The sequence below is a fragment of the Streptomyces rubrogriseus genome, from assembly GCF_027947575.1.
Classification (GTDB): domain Bacteria; phylum Actinomycetota; class Actinomycetes; order Streptomycetales; family Streptomycetaceae; genus Streptomyces; species Streptomyces rubrogriseus.
This window is the reverse complement of record NZ_CP116256.1, coordinates 2,814,591-2,829,855: the sequence shown is the minus strand read 5'-3', so window position 1 is coordinate 2,829,855 and position 15,265 is coordinate 2,814,591. Positions and strand designations below refer to the sequence as shown.

Genomic DNA, 15,265 nt, shown 5'->3' with positions numbered 1-15,265 from the left:
GCGGTCAGGAGGACTGCGGGCTGAGGCTCGCGCCCAGACTGGTGAGCGTGAACTGGTCGGCTGCCGCCCAGGCTTTGGATGCGGTGAGGGCGACGGAGAACAGGAAGGTGCCGCCGGTGGCCGCGGTCCACACGGAGATGTGGGTGAGGGTTTCGCTGGTGCCGCCGTTGGTCCAGGCGGCGGGCGCGCCACTGAGGGCGAGAGCGGACCCGGAGGCTGAGGCGGCGAACGTGAAGCTGTTCCGGGTGGTGGAGCCGGCGCTGATGCTGGCGGTGCCTGCGGCGCCGGGGTCCCCGGTGTGGAGTTGGGCGAACGTTCCGGCGACTGCCGGGTAGGCGGTGCCTGCGCTGCGAAGGGTGTTGAGCCAGCCGGAGACGAGGCTGGGGGCGAGTCCTGCGGTCACTGCTCCTCCTCGGTCTCAGACGGTTCCGTGTCGGGTGCGGGGGTGACTTCGCCGGAGGCTTCGAGCCGGATCAGGTATTCGTCGGGCACGGCAGCCTCCAGAGGGTTGGGGTGTCCCGCCGCCTGGACGGGGGTGTCGGGCGGCGGGACGTGGGGCGGTGACCGTGCCGCCCGTCTGCGGGTTGTTGTCCGCCCGGCCACCCCACAGAGGCCGGGCGGACATGGGGGCCGAGCGCTGGGGGCGCTGCAAGGCCCGACCCTGCGGGAGCCGTCACGCAGGGAGATCAGGCGGCGTGGGCGTGGGGGCCGCGACTGTTGGCGGCGGGGTCGGCAGGCCGGTGTTTGGCTCCGCCTTCTGCTGCTGCCCGGATGGTGGGGAGGTGGAAGTACTGGCCTGCTTCGCCATCGAGGATGGGTTCGATCTTTCCTCGGGTGACCCAGACGCGGATGGTGCCGGGCTTCACCTCGGCGACCTTGGCGGCCTCCCAGAGGTCACCGATGTCGTCGTTGCCGTCGACCTGCGCAAAGTGGATCTCGTCCAGTGGCGGGTTGGGGTAGGCGACCACAGCACCTCCCCCGGATACGAGAAGGCCCCCGCCGGGGTGTTCACGGCGGGGGCTCCAGAAGCGTGTGGTGACTCGTGTTCCACGATCAAGGATCACGATTACAGATACTCGCACTTTCAGTCAAGTACTCGTAGTTTCCGTCTACGGTTCTACTTGCTTCACGGCGCTCACGGCGCCCATTCCTCGCCCTTGTGGTCGGGGTGCTCGACGAACGGTTGGGCGAGGCGGCACAGGGTCTCTTCTGCTGCACTGAGTCCGGCGTAGTGGTCGACTTCGGTGTCCCCTTCGGCCGCGACGAGTGTCCGGTCCATGAGGTCGACGATGGCGAGCTTGGCGTCGAGGTCGGCGATGACGGCGGTCGGGTTGTGGGCGGCGATGTGGTCGACGGTGGCTCGCAGTTGCCGCCCGCTGAGTGCGAACCCTTCGGCGACGGTGATGCCGTCGACGGCGATCACCTCGTCGTGTTCGTCGTTGGCCTGCCATGGTCCGGGGCTGGCCGCGAGGGCGAGCGCCCGCTGTTCGGCGTACCGGGCGCGGAGGAAGTCGGCGATGTCGCTCACGACGTCTCCTGGGTGGCTGCGATGGCGCGGAATTCGAGGGTGTCGGCTTCGATGTCGATGGCGGTCCCGGCGGTGTGAAGGTCGCAGTCGGGGTCGTCGGCGAGGTTCCGGCAGGAATCGGCGATGGCCCGCAGGAGGACGAGGACGGCTTCGCACGGCAGGTACGGCTGCCCGTCGTTCGCGGTCACGATCGGCAGACTGTCCGCCGCGTGCGGAAGCGGAGCAGTCACTTGGCGCCCATGAGCCGCCGCCACCAGGGCCGCCTTGGGGCGTGGGCTACCGGTTCGCCGAGTAGATGGCTGGCAGCAGGCCACTGCGGGTAGCCACGATGCTCGCAGGGGTAGAAGGAGACGACCCATACGCTTTGGACTTCGTCGAACTCCCACACAGCATCGTCTGGCGCTGGGTAGGAGTGCAGGGGGCAGGTGCTTACGAGGGGCCTGCCTTGCGCCTGCGCGAGTTCGAGATTACGGGTCTTCTCGACACCCATCGGGAAGGTAGGCGGGCAACCGTATGGGCGGCGCGAAACACGTCTGGGCGTCATGCGGCCACCTCTTCCTGCTGCTCCTGCTGTTCGGTCACGGCGTCTTGTGCGGCGCGGAGTTCCCGCCATTCCCCCAGCGTCTCCCACCGTGTCCCGCAGCTGGGGCAGCGGACGCGGTGGCTGGCGGCGGTCGCAGTCAACGGCGTCCCGCACGGCTGGTCGTCGACGCGCACCGGGCACAGGCCGATCTTGACCCGGCCGGGACGCCGGTCACCGTCAACGATCGCCTTGCACTCCGCGTGCAGACGGCGCAGGTCGTCGATGTCCTGCCCGACCTCCTCGTAGCTGGAGCACGCCCACAGGAGGTTGTTGGCCAGGAAGCCGATCAGGTGCGGCACTGCCTGCGCGGGGCTGCCGCGCCACGGGGCGACGGTCCAGCCGAGCGCGGCCCGCCACGCATCCTCAATCGCCGACAACCGCGCGGCGACACCGCCGGGCCCAACCAGGGCAAGGACTTCCAGCCGGGGCGGGATCGGCGGCGTCTTGCTGCCGGTGCCACCGGATCCGCCGGGCCGGCGCGCGCCCCGCATCAGCATCGCCGTGGTGTCGAGCTGGCGGAACAGGGCGGGCAGATCGGCTATCCGCTGACTCGTCGCGTCCTCACAGGGGCGGCAGGCCCAGCGGCCGGTCTCGTTGGCCCAAAGCTGACGCCCACAGTTCGGGGCGGCACAGACGGGCCAGTCGTAACCGTCGAGGTCGGTGGTGGGGTTGTCGTGCACGGCAGGCTCCTCATGGCGCGGGAAGCAGGGTGACGCTTGAGCCAATGGTGCACTACGGGGTTGACACTCGACGCCAATGGCACAGTCGACGCGAGCATGCGTAGGCCCGGCTGCCTTGCGGGGCAGCCGGGCCTGGGCGTTTGCGGTGCTCAGCCCTGCGGCTCCTCGTCGTCTTCCTCGGCGAGCTGCGCGGCCAGGGCATTGAACGCCGTGACGTACTGGTTGGCCGCTTTCAGGTACGCCGGCTCAGGCTTGACCGTGTACGTCTGGGCGGCCCCATTGCCGAAGGTCACGTTGATGACCGCGGCGCCCTTGTTCTTCCGACCAGTCGCCGCGGCGGTCACGCCTGCGGTGGCGACGCCTGCGATGAGCCGGGTAGCCGTCCAGGCTCTGTGGGCTCCGGCGTTGATGAACTCGGCGGACCCGCCTTTGATCGGCCCAAGCTGGGTGACACCCATCTTGGAAGAAGGCCACATCTTCAGCATGGCCGCGGTGTTCATGGTCTGCTCGGCCGGGTGGACGCGGCGCCACTCTTTGAGGGCTTCCTTTTCGCTGGCCCGCTGCGCTGCCGCTTCGTCTCGCTGCTGCTTCTTCTCGGCTTTGCGCGCAGCCTTCTCTTCGGCCTTCTCGGGGTCTCGATTGAACAGCATGGTGCCCCCCTGTTGGCGTGTGGGATGGGCATCATCCTCCTAGTGAAGACAGTGTGACCACGGTGTAGCCAAAGCGTGATGGATCACTGCATGCGTGAGGGCCCGCACCGGTCTGGTGCGGGCCCTCGGTGGGGCGGTCACTTCTCGGCGGCGCGGTCGGTCTTCTGCTGCTCCTGCCAGTCGATGCGGAGGTTGCGCAGCTCGTCGCAGATGCCGTCGTACAGTGCTCGCGCCCTGTTGTATGCGGCCTTTGCGTCGGCGGCGTCTGCCTCCAGGCGGCGCCGCTTCTCCTCGTACTCCTCGCGGGTCATGGCCGATCTCCTCACGTCTCGTCTGCGTGCGTGATGCCGATGGCGGCGATGTCGCCCCGGCTGAGCTGGTAGGTGCATCCGTCGGCCTCGGCGGTGATCCCGCCGGGGCCCGCTTCGGTGATCTCGTAGATGCGGGCTCGGTCTTTGCGGGTGGCGGCGCGCGGGAACCGCACCCGGTCCCCCGCCTCGTACCGCTGGCCGCCGATCTCGAACACGGGCTCAGCGTCCCCGCCCCCGGCATGGTCGGTCCAGTACCGGCGGTCGGCGGCTGCCGCTTCCGCCGGGGACTCCTCCCACCAGTCAGCAGCCGTCACGGCAGTCACGACGGCCGCTCCTGGTCTCGGTGGCGGGCTTGCCGCTGGGTGCACCTGTGGTCGGGCAGAGTGACGAGGGTCGTGGTGTGCATGAGGTAGCCGCAGTCGTCGCAGCGGACGAATCCGGTGAGCTGCCATAGCTCGTCAGGGCCCATGCCAGTCGGTTCCAGTTCCACGAAGGCGGCTCGGTTCTTGGGGGTCATCGCCCCTCCTTGGCGGGCTGCTCGGCGTTCTTCCGGTCGGCGATCTTCTGGGCGGCCCGACGGGTGAAGGACGGGTGACGGCTGACCCCGGTGGCCGTGTCGAAGACGTAGTAGGCGCCGGGCCCGTGCTTCTCCACGACGAAACGCGGCTGGGCGGGAATGCTCATCGCTCCTCCTGCTGGTCGTCGCCGAGGGCGATGGCGTGGACGCGGCGGACGGTGAACGGCTCGCCCGAGGTGATGCCGTCGCGTTCCATCTCGTCGCACAGGTCCATCACCCTGCTGAGGCGCTTGCTGGTCTCGCTTTCCCGCTCGAAGCGGTCAAGGATCGCTTCCGCGTCCGCGTGGGTGTTGGTGGCGCACAGCATGTTCAGCAGGTACTCGCGGGAGGCCATCTGCCGCCGGGCCTGCAGCCTGGCACGGAAGCGGGCCTTCACGGCTTCCCTCTCGTCGGGGGTCATCGGGTCTCCTTTGTGATGAGGGTTGGGATGTCGGCCCACCGCACGGCGAGCCCAGGATTGTGCGCGGCCAGCGTCTTGTTGGCGGTCCGAAGCCGGGCTTCGAGGAGCTGCCGGGCTTCCGTGTACTGCGGGCCGCGGCAGGCGGCATACAGGCGGGCCGCCTCCGCAGCATCCGCCACCGCCGCCCGCACCCGGGGTGGGAGATGACGGCCGGCCAGCAGGGCCACCGCATCCGGCACCGGGATGTCGACCTGCACCCTTGTGATCACGGCAACCCCCTCCAGGCTGTCTACTTTCTAGACACCAGCATGACAGCGGGCGGTGCCGCCGTCTACGACTTAGACAGAAGTCGTCTAGGAAACAGACAGCAGCCGTGAGACCATCCACCCCATGACCGATTGGGAGAAGCAGCTCGGCAAGCGGGCAGCAGCAGTTGAGCGCGCCAAAGCCGCACTCAACGCCGACATCGCAGCCGCACGCCTCGACGGTCACTCATTCCGCGAAATCGGCGGCTGGGCAGACGTCAACCACGAACGCGCCCGCACCATCTGCATCCGCATCAACGGCGACTCCCGCACACGCGAAGAGCAGAGCCCAGCAGCAACCGAGGAACCCCAGTGACCGCCATCTACCTCCCCGACTCCGGCTCCCTCCCGCCGTGGGTGGGCATCGCGGTCGCCGTGGTGCTGGTGCCGCTGCTCGCCTACCGGGCGTACCGGCTGTGGCGGGCGTGGCGGCGACGCCGGTAGTCGGCTTCCCCAGTTCCTGCCCCGCCCACCATCCGGGCGGGGCAGACTGCTGTCATGGCGATCCGGGTGAGCGTCCAGGCGGCGACGGAGGACGAGTGCGTCGAGGGCCTCGCCCAACTGGTCGATGCCGGGTTCCAGCCGGTGATGATGCCCCGCTATATGACGGACGGCCGGTGGATGGCGCGCGCGGTGCCCACGGCGAAGGCCCCGGCCGTGGACGGTCGGGGCCCTGCCGTCGCTGGCTGATCAGGCGACCATGTCCCGGTATTCGTCGGCCATGTCGCCGACACCCGACAGGCACAGGGCTGCACGCTGCAGCAGTACGCCGCGCCGCTGGGACGGCTCGTCGGCAGCCTCGGCGATGAGCCGGGCCGCGGCTTTCAGGTCGTGGTGGCCGACGATCCCCGCCACCTGAAGATGGTCGGCGACTGCGCCGAGCTGCGCGATGAACGCACCCACGTCTGTGGCCGGGGTGGGTTCGTGGGCGAGGTAGGCGACGGCGACAGCATGCTGCCGGATGAGACCGTCGACGGTGATCGTGGCGGGCATCGGCGTCACCGGCCTGCGTTGTCGATGAGCCACTGCCCGTACCGGCGGTCGGCGTCGGCGTGAATGGACCGCAGGTTGCAGCCGGCGGCTTTGGCCTGGTCGAGGGCGGGCACGACCTGCCGGTGGACGGGGTCGGCGGCGCGTCCGGCGCGGTCGGCTTTCTGTGAGGCGATGAGGACGCGGATCGCGTTCTCGCGGGCCTGGTCGGCGTTCGGCATGCGGGTCTCCTACTGATTGCGGGTGTGGGCGTGGTGGGTGGCGCGGTCGAAGGCTGCGAGGACGGGGCCGGCACTGGTCTGCTGCCGGTTCCACGACGGGATCGTCTCGGCGTCGGCAAAGCGTTCCTGGATGGCGTCGAGGAGGGCGACGCATGCGTCGTGGGCGAGGTCCCGGTCGCCGCGGGCTTCGAGCCGGATCGCCCGGATCGGGCAGACGGCGCCGGCCTCGTCGAAGGCGGCGTCGCGGCACCAGCCGTCGGTTTCGATCCGGGTGCGGGCCCGGTGGAGCAGGTCGGCGAGCGGCGTCCGGTACGGGCTGGGCGCGGTGGTCGGCGGGTGCGGCAGGGTCTCGGCGATGTGCGGTACCGGGTCGGCGCCGGGCAGGTGCGCCGTGTTCACCTCGAACGCGACCGCGGCCTGGTCCAGGCGGATCGTCATGGCAGCGTCGACGAGTGCGAGTCGGGCGTCCAGGTCGAGGACGGGCGGCGCGGGAGTGATCGTCGCCGTGCTCATCGGCGGGCCTTGCCGTTGTCGCACTTCTCGGGGCAGGGCACCCGGCGCTGCACACCGCCGAACGCGGTGAACAAGACGCCGTTTCCGCGGCAGCACCAGCACAGGCTGCGGGCCTGGACTTGCTCGGGCGAGAGGCTGCCGTTCTGCGCCTCCCAGTCCTGGTCGGTCATGGATTGGGGCATGATGAGGGTCTCCTCGTCGATCTTCGGGTGGGCGTGGGGACCGGGGCGCCCCTGTGGCTGCCAGGCTGTGAAGGGGCGCCCCGGGCGGAGCTACTTCGGCTGAGTGGCCGCTGTGTAGATCTCGGTGTGGGTGAATCCGGCGGCGATGGCCGCGCGCAGGGTCAGCATCGCGGTCACTCCCCCGATCCGAAGCGGACGCGCACGTCGGCCTGGCCCAGCTCGACGATCTCGTCGCCCGTTGCCTGCCCTGCGTCGTAGCGCCTTGTGACGTCGGCCGTGATGCGGTCTGCCGCCGCCCTGTCGCCGCGCCGCTTGGCGTCGACCAGGTCACGGACGGACTGGTGGGTGTACTGCACGGTGATCTCCTTCGGGTGGGTGGGTCAGACGCGCCAGATGCCGGGGCGCCGTCGGGTCTTCGGGTTCGACGTCTGTCGGGCCTGCTTCTCCAGGCCACGCAGTTCGTCCTCGTCCAAGATCCCCTCGTAGTCGTCGTTGCCGAGCGGGCCGGCGACCTGAGGGGCGCGGTCGCCGAGGTAGCGGGCGCCGCGGGGCGGCTCGGTGTAGACGGTGCCGCAGTTGCTCAGCAGCGTCGTCGGCGAGTAGTGGCCGGTGGTCCAGTTGGCGCTGCCCCACGAGCGGCCCGTGAAGGTGTGCTTGTTGTAGACGCGCTCGCTTCCGAGGCCCCAGTCGCGGCCTTCGGCGACCGTGTACACGGTGGTGCCCTTGCCGCGGCGGTCCAGGTAGCGGGTGAGGTCCCGGGCGCCCTTCTTCGTGGGCTCGAACTTCTCAGACATGCGGTGATCTCCGTTTCTGGTTTGTGATGGTTTGTTCTTGCTGATCGGGACTGCTCGCCCCGGAGAGGTGCAGGTCGGCGACCGCGCAGGGCCTGATCGGGTGCCGCTCGGAGCGAGCCCTGAGCGTTGACGGAGCGAGAGCGGGAGCGGTCGCTGACCTGCGGTGTTGCGGTGTGAGCACGGCTGATCTGCGACCGATCAGCCGTGCATACCTCACATATTGGTCACAGCAGGTGGCGGAGTCGATCACGCTTGAAGCCGCGCGGATTCTTCTCCTCACCGATCGGCCCGAGCGTTATGGGCGACCCGGCGCCCGCCTGCTTCATCAGCGCCTTGAACTCGTCGACACCCAGCTCGCCGTAGGTCTCCGGGTCGAACTCGTGCAGGGCGGCCAGCAGCGGCTCGGTCTTCATCCGGTCCACGCCAGCCTTCTCCATGACAGCGACCGAGTCCTCGACCGCGGCCCGCGCCGGACCGTCCGTCAGCTCCGATCCGGCGGGCGGTTCGGCATCGCACAGGCGCAGCAGCTGCTCCCACGTGAGGAGTGACACCGGGGCCGGCTTCTTAAGGTCGCCCTGCTTGTCGTACTCCGCCTCGGCGTACTCGGGCAGGTCGACGCCGCGCATGCCGTCGAGGCTGTCCTGGTCGGGGTCGAGGAGTCCGGCGTCGGCGCGCTCCGCGGCTAGCTTCCGCAGCACGTCGGAGGGTGCTTCGTGGATGGCGTACTCGATCGGCTCGTCGGCCATGCCGGGCACGCCCTGGATGAAGAGATGGCCAGCATCCTTGGCGTCGGTATCGGTGGCGGGGCTGAGCTTGTGCGGCAGGTAGCCCTCGCGGACGGAGTCGTCGCCGAACACGGCGCGAGTGTCGCCGACCTTGCAGGGGCCGACGGCCTTGAGGGCCATCATCTGGGCGATGTTCTCGCCGAGGTAGCGGGTCGTGCCGCCCTGGGAGGCGTACTGCACCTCAATCAGCTCCTTGCGGCCGACGAGGAGCAGGTCGAAGGCGAGGAGCTTGGCCAGGTCGGACAGCTTCGGAAACTCGTCAATGAAGATCGTGACGGCAGGGTGGGATGCGGACGGCTTCCACTTCTTGCCCATGCCGAGCTTCGCCCGCAGCCGCGCCCTGGCCTTCGACATGACCAGGAAGAACAGGAGGACGGCTTCGATCTGCTCGTTGGAGCGGGCAGTGATCCGGACGGCGTCGCCGAGGTCTTCGAGGCCGTCACCGTGCGGGTCGCAGTCGATGGTGATGTTGTCGTAGCAGGCGGTGACTCCTTCGGCGAGTGCCTGGAGGATGCCGGTCTTGCCGCCACCGGAGGCGGCAACCCACAGGCCCATGACACCGGCCAGGGACAGTTCGAGCGGGTCGCCGCCGACGCTGGTGCCGATCCTGAACCGGCCGGTGATCGACAGGGACTTGGGTGCCCGGTACGGCAGGCCGGGTGCGGTGGCGAACGGGTCGCCGTCGACGAGGCGGAGGATGGCGCAGGCGCGGCGGGCACGGAGCGGCTGCGGCCGGACCCCGTTGGTGGGCAGGTCAAACCGGGTCTCCAGTGCCCCCGACTTGGCGATGATCGCTTCGGGGGTGCTTTCGCCGACGCGGACGACGCACTGCCACCCCCACGGCTGCCGCTGCACGTCCGCCACCTCGACGATCGGCACGTTCTCGGCGCGGGCGGCGAGGAGCACGCATTCAGCGAGCTGCTGCGGCGTGGACACGGTCCTGAGCGGGAACGGCTTGGCGCCTTCGGCGAGCTGCTCGACGTTCATGACGACGTGCGATCCGACGCTCATCGCTCCCCCGGCCTGCGTCGGGTCCGCCAGGAACGTGGCGGGCAGGGCCGGGGTCTGCAGGAAAGGGGCACCCGCCTCCGTGCTGTCCTCAACGTGCGGGCGGGAAAGGAACCACCAGCCGAAGCCACCGGCCGGGATCGACAGCAGCAGGAGGGCTGGTTCGACTGCGATGCCGTGCAGGTAGCCGTAGCCGCCAGCGAGGACGGCGGCGACCCGGGTTGCCTTCTTCGTCCAGCGGGCCCGGTCCAGTTCCTTGTTGGTGGGCGGCATCACCGCGACCGCGGGGCCTTCGGCGGCTCGTGTCTCGACGCGGGCCTGCAGCGCGGCCAGCTCGCCCTTGATCCGCTCGACCTGGGGGCTGGTCTCCTCTCCGCGACGGGCGGCGTCTATGCGCGCTTGGGCGAGTCGGCTGTTGACGCGGCCGACCTGGCGCAGGAGTTCGTCGTCCTGTCGCTGGGCCTGGCGGCGCTTGTTGTCGACGACCTGCTCGGCGAGCTTCTGGTCGTCGATGTCAGCGGTGGCGAACCAGGCGGCGAGGCGCTGCCGAACGTTCTGCTTCTGCTCGCCGTAGGCGGCCTTGGCCTGCAGCTTCACGGTGTCGATCCGCTGCTTGCGCGGGATGGTGGGCGGGTCGGTGGGCATGGGCGGGATCTGCTGCTCGACGGGTTCGGTCTCGGTGGCCACAGGCCGTGTCCTTCCAGAGTCGGGGGGCGGGGCCCGTGCGGGCCCCGCAGGAGGGGTGTGGCCTAGAAGCCGGACCAGACGTTGCCGAGGCCGACGCCGACGGATCCGCCGAGCTGCTGCACGAGCGGGCCGACGAACGTGGGGGCGAGGTACACGCCGAGGGCGATGCACGCGGCGGCCTGGATGAACTTCATCGAGCCCCGCTTGAGCATGACGATCACGCCGATCAGAAGGCCTACGCCGACAGCCACCGTGACGCCGATCGTGCCGCCGGATGCCTGGGTCTGGATGTTCTGCGGATAGCCGGCCGGGACCTGCTGCGGGTTCTGCAGCTGGGCGCCCGTGCCGGAGTTGTCGGGGGTGAGTCCGTTGGTGATTCCGTCGAGGCCACCCGGCTGGGTGTCGGTCTTGAATCCGGCGACGACGGCGATGTGCTTGTCGGTGGCGTGGTGGCCGTAGCCGCCCATGCCAGTGATCCGGATCGTGCGCCCGTCGGGCATCGTGACGGGGGCGGTGACGGCCCGCTCGACGACGTGCTCGGAGACGGCAGCGGAAGCCGGCGAGGGGGCAGCCAGGGTGATGGTGGCGGCACCGCCGAGGACGGCAACCGCGGCACTGCCCGACACGGCGATACGACGAAGGGTGACGTTCATTTCGATCTTCTCCAGGAGGTGGGTTAGTTGGCGTTCGGGCGAGTGCTCTTGGCGGTCTTCGGAAGGATCCGGCGCTCCTGGCTGGCCAGCAGCCGGGCGATCGGGTGGTACTTGGGTGTATCGCCCTTGGTGCGTCGGTAGGAGCTGGGCGGTCGGTGCGAAGTGGGCTTGAAGGCGCCCACGGAAGGGCTCATCTGGAGTACGCCCGCCTCCAGGCAGACCAGCTCCCAGACGGCGTCCGGGCTCATGAGTCGAGCGCTCACGGTCTCGGTCCACCCTTCGGGCATGAGGTCATGCGTGAGGTGTGCGGGGATGTTGAAGCGGTGTCGGAGTTGCAGCAGGACGTTCTGCTCAACGGTCTCGGCGAGAGGCTTGGAGACGAGGTGGAGCTCCTTGTACGGAACCCATCCCTGACGGCGCCAGAGGTCTCGCATTCGGCGTGATCCGTAAGTCGTGACGCCCACCTTCACCGAGCCGAACTCGGGGTGCGTCAGGACGTAGGTGACGCCTATCTTCGATGCGTTCATTTCGTCTCCATGGACGAGCTGCTCTTTGCGGTCAGCGACATCTGCTTTCGGGCCCCGCTGCTGTACCTCTGCGAGTCGTTCGGGCGTCGCACTCCGCGCACCTTCGGGCCCCCTGCGTGACCGCGACGAGGGCGAGGGGGCACTTGTTGATCGACCTGCGACGACGTGGTCTTGCTGAGGGTGTTCACTGGGCGCTTCTGGCGGGCCGCTTCGACCCTCGTCTCGGCCGCGTTGCGGGCCCGGATCGTCTCCGCGTCCTCGCCGGGGTCGGCGCCGCGGATGTCCTTGTGCGCGCGCCGCCACACAGCCTCGGTCACGGTCGTTTCACCGAGCGCTGCGGCCAGCTTCCGGGCGTGCTTCCACACGTCCTCGAACTCCGCCTGGCGCATCTCCGCGAGCTGCTTCGCGGCCTCCGCCGCGGCCTCGTCGGCGGCCTTCTTCTCGGCGGCCCGACGCTTCTCCTCCGCGGCCTTCTCGGCGGCGATCCGCTTGGCTTCCTTCTCCGCCGCCTTCCGCTCCCCGCGGGTGGGGACGCCGTCGCGCTTGCGGATTCGGCCGTGCTCGTGGAGGTCCCACATGCCGGGCCCGGCGACGGAGGCGAGGGCGGTGCCGAACGCGGTGGCGGCGTCGAACGCGCCGAGCCCGTGGACGGCGTTGATGGTGGCGGCGGTGAGGGCGCCGGCCCAGGCGACGAGCCGGTAGTGCCACTGCGGACGCCCGTCGGTGACGGCGGCTGCGGCACCGACGAGAGCGACGAGAGCGATGACCTCGATGAAGATCGGGGCGACGAGCAGGTACTTGGCGTTCGGGTCCCAGAACGCGGCCATCTGCACGGGCAGCGCGACGGTGGCGCACAGGGCGTAGAAGCCGAGGGCGACGCGGCGCCACCGCTTGCTGGACTTCTCGACGACCTTGGCCTTCTCGGTCTCTGTCTGCTGCTGCTCGGCGTCCTCGCGGGCGGCGCGCTCCCGGGCCCGGTCGGCTTCGTCGCGGCGCCTGTTGTGCTCGGCGATCCGCGCCTCGGACGCGGCCTCGTCCTCGCGCGCTTTGCGCTCGGCCCGGTCGTTGGCGAGGCGTACCTTGCGGGCGTCCTCCTCGGCCTCCACGCGGATGGCGTCGGCTTCGGCCTCGGCCTTGATCCGCCGCTCGTCCTTGGCGGCCTCAGCAGCGACACGCCGTTCCTCGGCCTCGGCCCATGCCCTGGCGCGGGCCACCTCGACGTCGGCCGCTGTGGGCTCGGCCTTGGCCGGCTCGGGCTCGGGGCTGCGCTGTTCCTCGACGGGCTCGGTCTCGGCGGCGACGGGCTGCCAGTCCCCCAGTACTTGCAGGGCCGGCGGCCGTGCGTGGCCGTTCACCTTCGGCGGGCTGGCAGTCATGACGGTCGAAGTCCTTTCGATCAGCGGTGGTTGCGGCGGCGGGTGGAGCGGTAGCCGAACGGGCCGGGCAGGTCGTAGCTGGTGGTGGTCTGGCCGGTGCTGGACCAGGTGCGCTTGGGCCCGCCCTTGGGTCCGACGGTGATGGACCAGGACTGGCGGTTGATGGTGATGCGGACGCCGGGCAGGATCCGGAAGCTCTTGCGGAACGTGACCGGCATCAGGCCTCCACGTCGATGAAGCGGAACGCCTCGAAGGCGTGCGCTTGCGGGTCGGTGGTGGCGTTGACGATGCGGTTCGCCTCGTCGACGTCGCCGCGGTTGACGGCTTCGGCGGCACGACGGGCCACATCCAGGTCGACGGCGACAGTCGCGGCGGTCTTGGGGCGGCGGCGGAACCAGGTCACGGCGCTCACGCCTTCCGCAGCTGGTTGGGCGTGTACGACCGGTAGCCCTTGATCGCCTCGACGGGCCAGGCGTCGATACCCCTCACGGACACGTCGCCGCCGGACAGGGCGCCGCCGTCGACGACGACACCCATCTTGCCGACCGTGCCCTCGTTCTCCGGGCCTGCAGCGACCACGATCACCAGGTCGCCCTTCCTGTAACTCATTGATCTTCCTCTCTCTGGTGGGGTGGGCTGGCAGTCGGTCAGCGCGTCGGCCGGAAGCGGACGTCGGTGACGATGAGCCCCTGGCGGGAGTAGCGGGATTGCACGAGGCGACGGGCCCCGGTGTGACCCTCGGAGCTGCCGACGGTCACCTCGCCCTCGACGACGCCGGTGCGGTCGGTCTGGCGGTCTTTCACGTCGGCCGTGTAGCGATAGGTCGTGGTGTAGGGCATGAGGTTCCTTACAGTCGGTGAATGCGGGCTGGTGCGTGCCCTGGCCTGCTTTGAGGCGGTAGACCCGTGATCGGTCGGCCAGGGCTGGGTGCGGGATCAGAAGATGTCGCCGCAGCGGCGGCACACCCAGTCACCGTGACGGTTCGACTTGGCCTCGACACCGCAGTGCTTCAGCGGCTTTCCCTCGGCACGCAGGGCGTCGTTGGCCAGCTGGGTTCGCTCCTCGCGGACGGCCTCACTGTGCTGCCGCAGCGCCCTGTCCAGGTCGTTCTCGCGCATATCGGGTTCCTCTCGGTAGTGGTCGGGTGGTGCAGTGCCTTCGCCTGCTTCGAAGCACAGGCCCAGGAGTGGCCGGCGAAGGCTGATCGGTTAGCGCTGTACGACGGGGCGGCGGATGTCGCGGTGGGTGACGGTGACGGTGTGGCCGCGTCGTCGGAGCCGGCGGGCAAGCTGATCGGCGACGACGACGGAGCGGTGCCTTCCGCCCGCACAGCCGGAGCCGATGACGATCCGGTCGGCAGACGGCCCGGACGCGTAGGCGGCGACCTGCCGAGTGGTGGTCTTCAGGAGCTGCCGGACCCCGGCGGTGTCGAGTACGGCCTGGCGGACGGCCCGGTCCCGGCCGGTGAGCTGCCGTATCCGCGGGTCCACGTGCGGGTCACGGAACGCTCGGCGAAGATCCAGCACGATGTCGGCCTGTGGAGCCTCGGCGTGCAGAAAGCCGAACGAAACGATCTCGACCGTGGCCATCAGGCGGCGGCCGGCTCGTCGAACCCGTCGAGCTCGGCGACCAGCTCGGGGTCGGCGGCGAGGCGGATCTCTGCGACCCGCGCCCGGTCGCCGCGGGCCTTGGCGGCGGCGTACTCGGCGAACAGGTAGGCGATCGGCAGGACGGCCTCTTCGCCGACCAGGGTGGCGGCGCGGGCCCGGCGGCCCAGGTCGGTGTGGGCGTGGTCGGCGGAGAACAGGAACGGAGACATGGGTGGCTCTTTCTTGAGTCGGCGGTGCGTGGGGTGGGGGTTCAGGTCAGGTCGTAGTGGGCCTCGTAGAGGCGGGCGTCGACCTGGGTGAGGAGGGTGCGCGCCTGGTCTCCGCTGGCGTTGGCGCGGTGGTAGGCGTCCAAGTCGGCTGCGGCGTCGGTCAGCCAGTCGCGAACCTGGCCGGCGGGCATGTCGGCGGCGGTGTCGGTGAGGAGGCTGGCGAGGCCGGCGGCGGTCCGCTGGTAGTCCGCGGCATCCAGGCCAGCCTCGGAGGCGATGTCCTGGGCGTAGTCGGTGATGAGGCTGTCGATGGTGGTAGCCACTTCGTCCTTCCTGGGCTTCTTCGGTGGGTTCAGGCGGTGGGTGCGGCCACGCGGCGGCACTTGCCGGCGTGCTTCTCGGCGAGCCGGTGGGCGGCGGGCGGGTAGTAGGCGTCGTCGCCGCCGACGCCGCAGCCCGAGCAGCGGACGCGGACACACTTGCCGTCGCCGGTCAGGTCGACGTCGGCGCCGCCGACGGTCCGGTAGCGGGCTACGACACCCACCGGCCAGACAGACGGGGTGGAAGCAGGCATGGGGGTACTCCTCTACTGGTCAGGCAGGGATGGGGTGGAATACCGCGGCCGGCGGGACGGGGGTTGGACACCGCCGACCGCGGCGGTACAGGGGCCCTAGCG

General features: G+C 69.9%; 34 protein-coding genes. 3 read left to right on the top strand and 31 right to left on the bottom strand.

Going from position 1 to position 15,265, the window contains the following annotated elements; all coding sequences use genetic code 11:
* Positions 1–4 precede the first annotated feature (4 nt).
* From Sru02f_RS12825 to Sru02f_RS12770, 12 genes are all read right to left on the bottom strand, one after another.
* Positions 5–403: a phage tail fiber protein gene (locus Sru02f_RS12825; RefSeq protein WP_109030136.1), complete on the bottom strand. Its 399-nt coding sequence runs from the start codon at positions 401–403 to the stop codon at positions 5–7.
* 283 nt (positions 404–686) lie between these two features.
* Positions 687–968, bottom strand: coding sequence for a hypothetical protein (locus tag Sru02f_RS12820; RefSeq protein ID WP_109030135.1), 282 nt, complete (start codon positions 966–968; stop codon positions 687–689).
* A 167-nt stretch (positions 969–1,135) separates the two neighbouring features.
* Complete coding sequence (locus Sru02f_RS12815; protein WP_109030134.1) at positions 1,136–1,528, bottom strand: DUF6221 family protein; 393 nt, start codon at positions 1,526–1,528, stop codon at positions 1,136–1,138.
* On the bottom strand, positions 1,525–1,716 hold the full coding sequence (locus tag Sru02f_RS12810; RefSeq protein WP_109030133.1) for a hypothetical protein: 192 nt from the start codon (positions 1,714–1,716) through the stop codon (positions 1,525–1,527). The genes Sru02f_RS12815 and Sru02f_RS12810 overlap by 4 nt, the downstream gene beginning before the upstream one ends.
* Positions 1,717–2,068: 352 nt before the next feature.
* Positions 2,069–2,791 (bottom strand): hypothetical protein, encoded by a 723-nt coding sequence (locus tag Sru02f_RS12805; protein ID WP_109030132.1) that lies wholly within the window; start codon positions 2,789–2,791, stop codon positions 2,069–2,071.
* A 149-nt stretch (positions 2,792–2,940) separates the two neighbouring features.
* A complete protein-coding gene (locus Sru02f_RS12800; RefSeq protein ID WP_109030131.1) occupies positions 2,941–3,441 on the bottom strand; it encodes a hypothetical protein in 501 nt (166 codons plus the stop codon).
* 137 nt (positions 3,442–3,578) lie between these two features.
* Positions 3,579–3,752: a hypothetical protein gene (locus Sru02f_RS12795; protein WP_159107498.1), complete on the bottom strand. Its 174-nt coding sequence runs from the start codon at positions 3,750–3,752 to the stop codon at positions 3,579–3,581.
* 11 nt (positions 3,753–3,763) lie between these two features.
* A complete protein-coding gene (locus tag Sru02f_RS12790) occupies positions 3,764–4,075 on the bottom strand; it encodes a hypothetical protein (RefSeq protein WP_109030130.1) in 312 nt (103 codons plus the stop codon).
* On the bottom strand, positions 4,072–4,269 hold the full coding sequence (locus tag Sru02f_RS12785; protein WP_109030129.1) for a hypothetical protein: 198 nt from the start codon (positions 4,267–4,269) through the stop codon (positions 4,072–4,074). Before Sru02f_RS12785 ends, Sru02f_RS12790 begins: the two co-directional genes overlap by 4 nt.
* The gene (locus tag Sru02f_RS12780) at positions 4,266–4,436 is read right to left on the bottom strand and encodes a hypothetical protein (protein WP_159107497.1); all 171 of its coding nucleotides are present in this window, start codon (positions 4,434–4,436) and stop codon (positions 4,266–4,268) included. The genes Sru02f_RS12785 and Sru02f_RS12780 overlap by 4 nt, the downstream gene beginning before the upstream one ends.
* A complete protein-coding gene (locus Sru02f_RS12775; protein ID WP_159107496.1) occupies positions 4,433–4,729 on the bottom strand; it encodes a hypothetical protein in 297 nt (98 codons plus the stop codon). Before Sru02f_RS12775 ends, Sru02f_RS12780 begins: the two co-directional genes overlap by 4 nt.
* Positions 4,726–4,986 carry a hypothetical protein gene (locus Sru02f_RS12770; protein WP_159107495.1) on the bottom strand — a complete coding sequence of 87 codons (261 nt, stop codon included), beginning with the start codon at positions 4,984–4,986 and terminating at the stop codon, positions 4,726–4,728. Before Sru02f_RS12770 ends, Sru02f_RS12775 begins: the two co-directional genes overlap by 4 nt.
* A gap of 133 nt (positions 4,987–5,119) precedes the next feature.
* On the opposite strand from Sru02f_RS12770, the gene Sru02f_RS12765 reads away from it, so the two are divergent.
* The 3 genes from Sru02f_RS12765 to Sru02f_RS12755 are packed head-to-tail and all read left to right on the top strand — an operon-like array spanning position 5,120 to position 5,724.
* Positions 5,120–5,350 carry a hypothetical protein gene (locus Sru02f_RS12765; protein WP_159107494.1) on the top strand — a complete coding sequence of 77 codons (231 nt, stop codon included), beginning with the start codon at positions 5,120–5,122 and terminating at the stop codon, positions 5,348–5,350.
* Complete coding sequence (locus tag Sru02f_RS12760; protein WP_280524879.1) at positions 5,347–5,478, top strand: hypothetical protein; 132 nt, start codon at positions 5,347–5,349, stop codon at positions 5,476–5,478. Before Sru02f_RS12765 ends, Sru02f_RS12760 begins: the two co-directional genes overlap by 4 nt.
* Before the next feature lie 54 nt (positions 5,479–5,532).
* Complete coding sequence (locus tag Sru02f_RS12755; protein WP_109030127.1) at positions 5,533–5,724, top strand: hypothetical protein; 192 nt, start codon at positions 5,533–5,535, stop codon at positions 5,722–5,724.
* On the opposite strand, the gene Sru02f_RS12750 is transcribed toward Sru02f_RS12755, so the two are convergent.
* From Sru02f_RS12750 to Sru02f_RS12660, 19 genes are all read right to left on the bottom strand, one after another.
* Entirely contained in the window at positions 5,725–6,027 is a 303-nt protein-coding gene (locus Sru02f_RS12750) for a hypothetical protein (RefSeq protein WP_109030126.1), read from the bottom strand.
* A 5-nt stretch (positions 6,028–6,032) separates the two neighbouring features.
* Positions 6,033–6,245 (bottom strand): hypothetical protein, encoded by a 213-nt coding sequence (locus Sru02f_RS12745; protein ID WP_109030125.1) that lies wholly within the window; start codon positions 6,243–6,245, stop codon positions 6,033–6,035.
* 9 nt (positions 6,246–6,254) lie between these two features.
* Positions 6,255–6,758, bottom strand: coding sequence for a DUF6197 family protein (locus Sru02f_RS12740; RefSeq protein WP_109030124.1), 504 nt, complete (start codon positions 6,756–6,758; stop codon positions 6,255–6,257).
* Entirely contained in the window at positions 6,755–6,940 is a 186-nt protein-coding gene (locus Sru02f_RS12735) for a hypothetical protein (protein ID WP_159107493.1), read from the bottom strand. The genes Sru02f_RS12740 and Sru02f_RS12735 overlap by 4 nt, the downstream gene beginning before the upstream one ends.
* A 173-nt stretch (positions 6,941–7,113) precedes the next feature.
* Positions 7,114–7,296 carry a hypothetical protein gene (locus Sru02f_RS12730; protein ID WP_109030123.1) on the bottom strand — a complete coding sequence of 61 codons (183 nt, stop codon included), beginning with the start codon at positions 7,294–7,296 and terminating at the stop codon, positions 7,114–7,116.
* A 24-nt stretch (positions 7,297–7,320) separates the two neighbouring features.
* On the bottom strand, positions 7,321–7,734 hold the full coding sequence (locus tag Sru02f_RS12725; RefSeq protein ID WP_109030122.1) for a hypothetical protein: 414 nt from the start codon (positions 7,732–7,734) through the stop codon (positions 7,321–7,323).
* Between the two features lie 224 nt (positions 7,735–7,958).
* Entirely contained in the window at positions 7,959–10,214 is a 2,256-nt protein-coding gene (locus tag Sru02f_RS12720) for a hypothetical protein (protein WP_109030121.1), read from the bottom strand.
* 62 nt (positions 10,215–10,276) lie between these two features.
* The gene (locus Sru02f_RS12715) at positions 10,277–10,867 is read right to left on the bottom strand and encodes a hypothetical protein (protein WP_109030120.1); all 591 of its coding nucleotides are present in this window, start codon (positions 10,865–10,867) and stop codon (positions 10,277–10,279) included.
* Between the two features lie 23 nt (positions 10,868–10,890).
* Positions 10,891–11,394, bottom strand: coding sequence for a GIY-YIG nuclease family protein (locus tag Sru02f_RS12710; RefSeq protein WP_109030119.1), 504 nt, complete (start codon positions 11,392–11,394; stop codon positions 10,891–10,893).
* On the bottom strand, positions 11,391–12,770 hold the full coding sequence (locus tag Sru02f_RS12705) for a hypothetical protein (protein WP_109030118.1): 1,380 nt from the start codon (positions 12,768–12,770) through the stop codon (positions 11,391–11,393). The genes Sru02f_RS12710 and Sru02f_RS12705 overlap by 4 nt, the downstream gene beginning before the upstream one ends.
* Positions 12,771–12,790: 20 nt before the next feature.
* Positions 12,791–12,988 (bottom strand): DUF4236 domain-containing protein, encoded by a 198-nt coding sequence (locus Sru02f_RS12700; protein ID WP_109030117.1) that lies wholly within the window; start codon positions 12,986–12,988, stop codon positions 12,791–12,793.
* Positions 12,988–13,182: a hypothetical protein gene (locus Sru02f_RS12695; RefSeq protein WP_109030116.1), complete on the bottom strand. Its 195-nt coding sequence runs from the start codon at positions 13,180–13,182 to the stop codon at positions 12,988–12,990. Before Sru02f_RS12695 ends, Sru02f_RS12700 begins: the two co-directional genes overlap by 1 nt.
* Positions 13,179–13,379, bottom strand: coding sequence for a hypothetical protein (locus Sru02f_RS12690; RefSeq protein WP_109030115.1), 201 nt, complete (start codon positions 13,377–13,379; stop codon positions 13,179–13,181). The genes Sru02f_RS12695 and Sru02f_RS12690 overlap by 4 nt, the downstream gene beginning before the upstream one ends.
* A gap of 38 nt (positions 13,380–13,417) precedes the next feature.
* Entirely contained in the window at positions 13,418–13,609 is a 192-nt protein-coding gene (locus Sru02f_RS12685) for a hypothetical protein (RefSeq protein WP_109030114.1), read from the bottom strand.
* Positions 13,610–13,705: 96 nt separating this feature from the next.
* The gene (locus tag Sru02f_RS12680; protein ID WP_109030113.1) at positions 13,706–13,888 is read right to left on the bottom strand and encodes a hypothetical protein; all 183 of its coding nucleotides are present in this window, start codon (positions 13,886–13,888) and stop codon (positions 13,706–13,708) included.
* A 90-nt stretch (positions 13,889–13,978) separates the two neighbouring features.
* Positions 13,979–14,359, bottom strand: a complete 381-nt coding sequence (locus Sru02f_RS12675; RefSeq protein WP_109030112.1) for a RapZ C-terminal domain-containing protein — start codon at positions 14,357–14,359, stop codon at positions 13,979–13,981.
* The gene (locus Sru02f_RS12670) at positions 14,359–14,589 is read right to left on the bottom strand and encodes a hypothetical protein (protein ID WP_109030111.1); all 231 of its coding nucleotides are present in this window, start codon (positions 14,587–14,589) and stop codon (positions 14,359–14,361) included. The genes Sru02f_RS12675 and Sru02f_RS12670 overlap by 1 nt, the downstream gene beginning before the upstream one ends.
* A 41-nt stretch (positions 14,590–14,630) precedes the next feature.
* Positions 14,631–14,912 carry a hypothetical protein gene (locus Sru02f_RS12665; protein ID WP_109030110.1) on the bottom strand — a complete coding sequence of 94 codons (282 nt, stop codon included), beginning with the start codon at positions 14,910–14,912 and terminating at the stop codon, positions 14,631–14,633.
* A gap of 29 nt (positions 14,913–14,941) precedes the next feature.
* Positions 14,942–15,163, bottom strand: coding sequence for a hypothetical protein (locus tag Sru02f_RS12660; RefSeq protein WP_109030109.1), 222 nt, complete (start codon positions 15,161–15,163; stop codon positions 14,942–14,944).
* Positions 15,164–15,265 lie beyond the last annotated feature (102 nt).

Coding starts and splice junctions, on each gene's coding strand:
- Sru02f_RS12800 (WP_109030131.1), bottom strand. CDS start 3,441: ATGCTGTTCAATCGAGACCCCGAGAAGGCCGAAGAGAAGGCTGCGCGC.
- Sru02f_RS12795 (WP_159107498.1), bottom strand. CDS start 3,752: ATGACCCGCGAGGAGTACGAGGAGAAGCGGCGCCGCCTGGAGGCAGAC.
- Sru02f_RS12785 (WP_109030129.1), bottom strand. CDS start 4,269: ATGACCCCCAAGAACCGAGCCGCCTTCGTGGAACTGGAACCGACTGGC.
- Sru02f_RS12780 (WP_159107497.1), bottom strand. CDS start 4,436: ATGAGCATTCCCGCCCAGCCGCGTTTCGTCGTGGAGAAGCACGGGCCC.
- Sru02f_RS12775 (WP_159107496.1), bottom strand. CDS start 4,729: ATGACCCCCGACGAGAGGGAAGCCGTGAAGGCCCGCTTCCGTGCCAGG.
- Sru02f_RS12765 (WP_159107494.1), top strand. CDS start 5,120: ATGACCGATTGGGAGAAGCAGCTCGGCAAGCGGGCAGCAGCAGTTGAG.
- Sru02f_RS12755 (WP_109030127.1), top strand. CDS start 5,533: ATGGCGATCCGGGTGAGCGTCCAGGCGGCGACGGAGGACGAGTGCGTC.
- Sru02f_RS12750 (WP_109030126.1), bottom strand. CDS start 6,027: ATGCCCGCCACGATCACCGTCGACGGTCTCATCCGGCAGCATGCTGTC.
- Sru02f_RS12745 (WP_109030125.1), bottom strand. CDS start 6,245: ATGCCGAACGCCGACCAGGCCCGCGAGAACGCGATCCGCGTCCTCATC.
- Sru02f_RS12740 (WP_109030124.1), bottom strand. CDS start 6,758: ATGAGCACGGCGACGATCACTCCCGCGCCGCCCGTCCTCGACCTGGAC.
- Sru02f_RS12735 (WP_159107493.1), bottom strand. CDS start 6,940: ATGCCCCAATCCATGACCGACCAGGACTGGGAGGCGCAGAACGGCAGC.
- Sru02f_RS12725 (WP_109030122.1), bottom strand. CDS start 7,734: ATGTCTGAGAAGTTCGAGCCCACGAAGAAGGGCGCCCGGGACCTCACC.
- Sru02f_RS12715 (WP_109030120.1), bottom strand. CDS start 10,867: ATGAACGTCACCCTTCGTCGTATCGCCGTGTCGGGCAGTGCCGCGGTT.
- Sru02f_RS12710 (WP_109030119.1), bottom strand. CDS start 11,394: ATGAACGCATCGAAGATAGGCGTCACCTACGTCCTGACGCACCCCGAG.
- Sru02f_RS12705 (WP_109030118.1), bottom strand. CDS start 12,770: ATGACTGCCAGCCCGCCGAAGGTGAACGGCCACGCACGGCCGCCGGCC.
- Sru02f_RS12700 (WP_109030117.1), bottom strand. CDS start 12,988: ATGCCGGTCACGTTCCGCAAGAGCTTCCGGATCCTGCCCGGCGTCCGC.
- Sru02f_RS12690 (WP_109030115.1), bottom strand. CDS start 13,379: ATGAGTTACAGGAAGGGCGACCTGGTGATCGTGGTCGCTGCAGGCCCG.
- Sru02f_RS12685 (WP_109030114.1), bottom strand. CDS start 13,609: ATGCCCTACACCACGACCTATCGCTACACGGCCGACGTGAAAGACCGC.
- Sru02f_RS12680 (WP_109030113.1), bottom strand. CDS start 13,888: ATGCGCGAGAACGACCTGGACAGGGCGCTGCGGCAGCACAGTGAGGCC.
- Sru02f_RS12675 (WP_109030112.1), bottom strand. CDS start 14,359: ATGGCCACGGTCGAGATCGTTTCGTTCGGCTTTCTGCACGCCGAGGCT.
- Sru02f_RS12670 (WP_109030111.1), bottom strand. CDS start 14,589: ATGTCTCCGTTCCTGTTCTCCGCCGACCACGCCCACACCGACCTGGGC.
- Sru02f_RS12660 (WP_109030109.1), bottom strand. CDS start 15,163: ATGCCTGCTTCCACCCCGTCTGTCTGGCCGGTGGGTGTCGTAGCCCGC.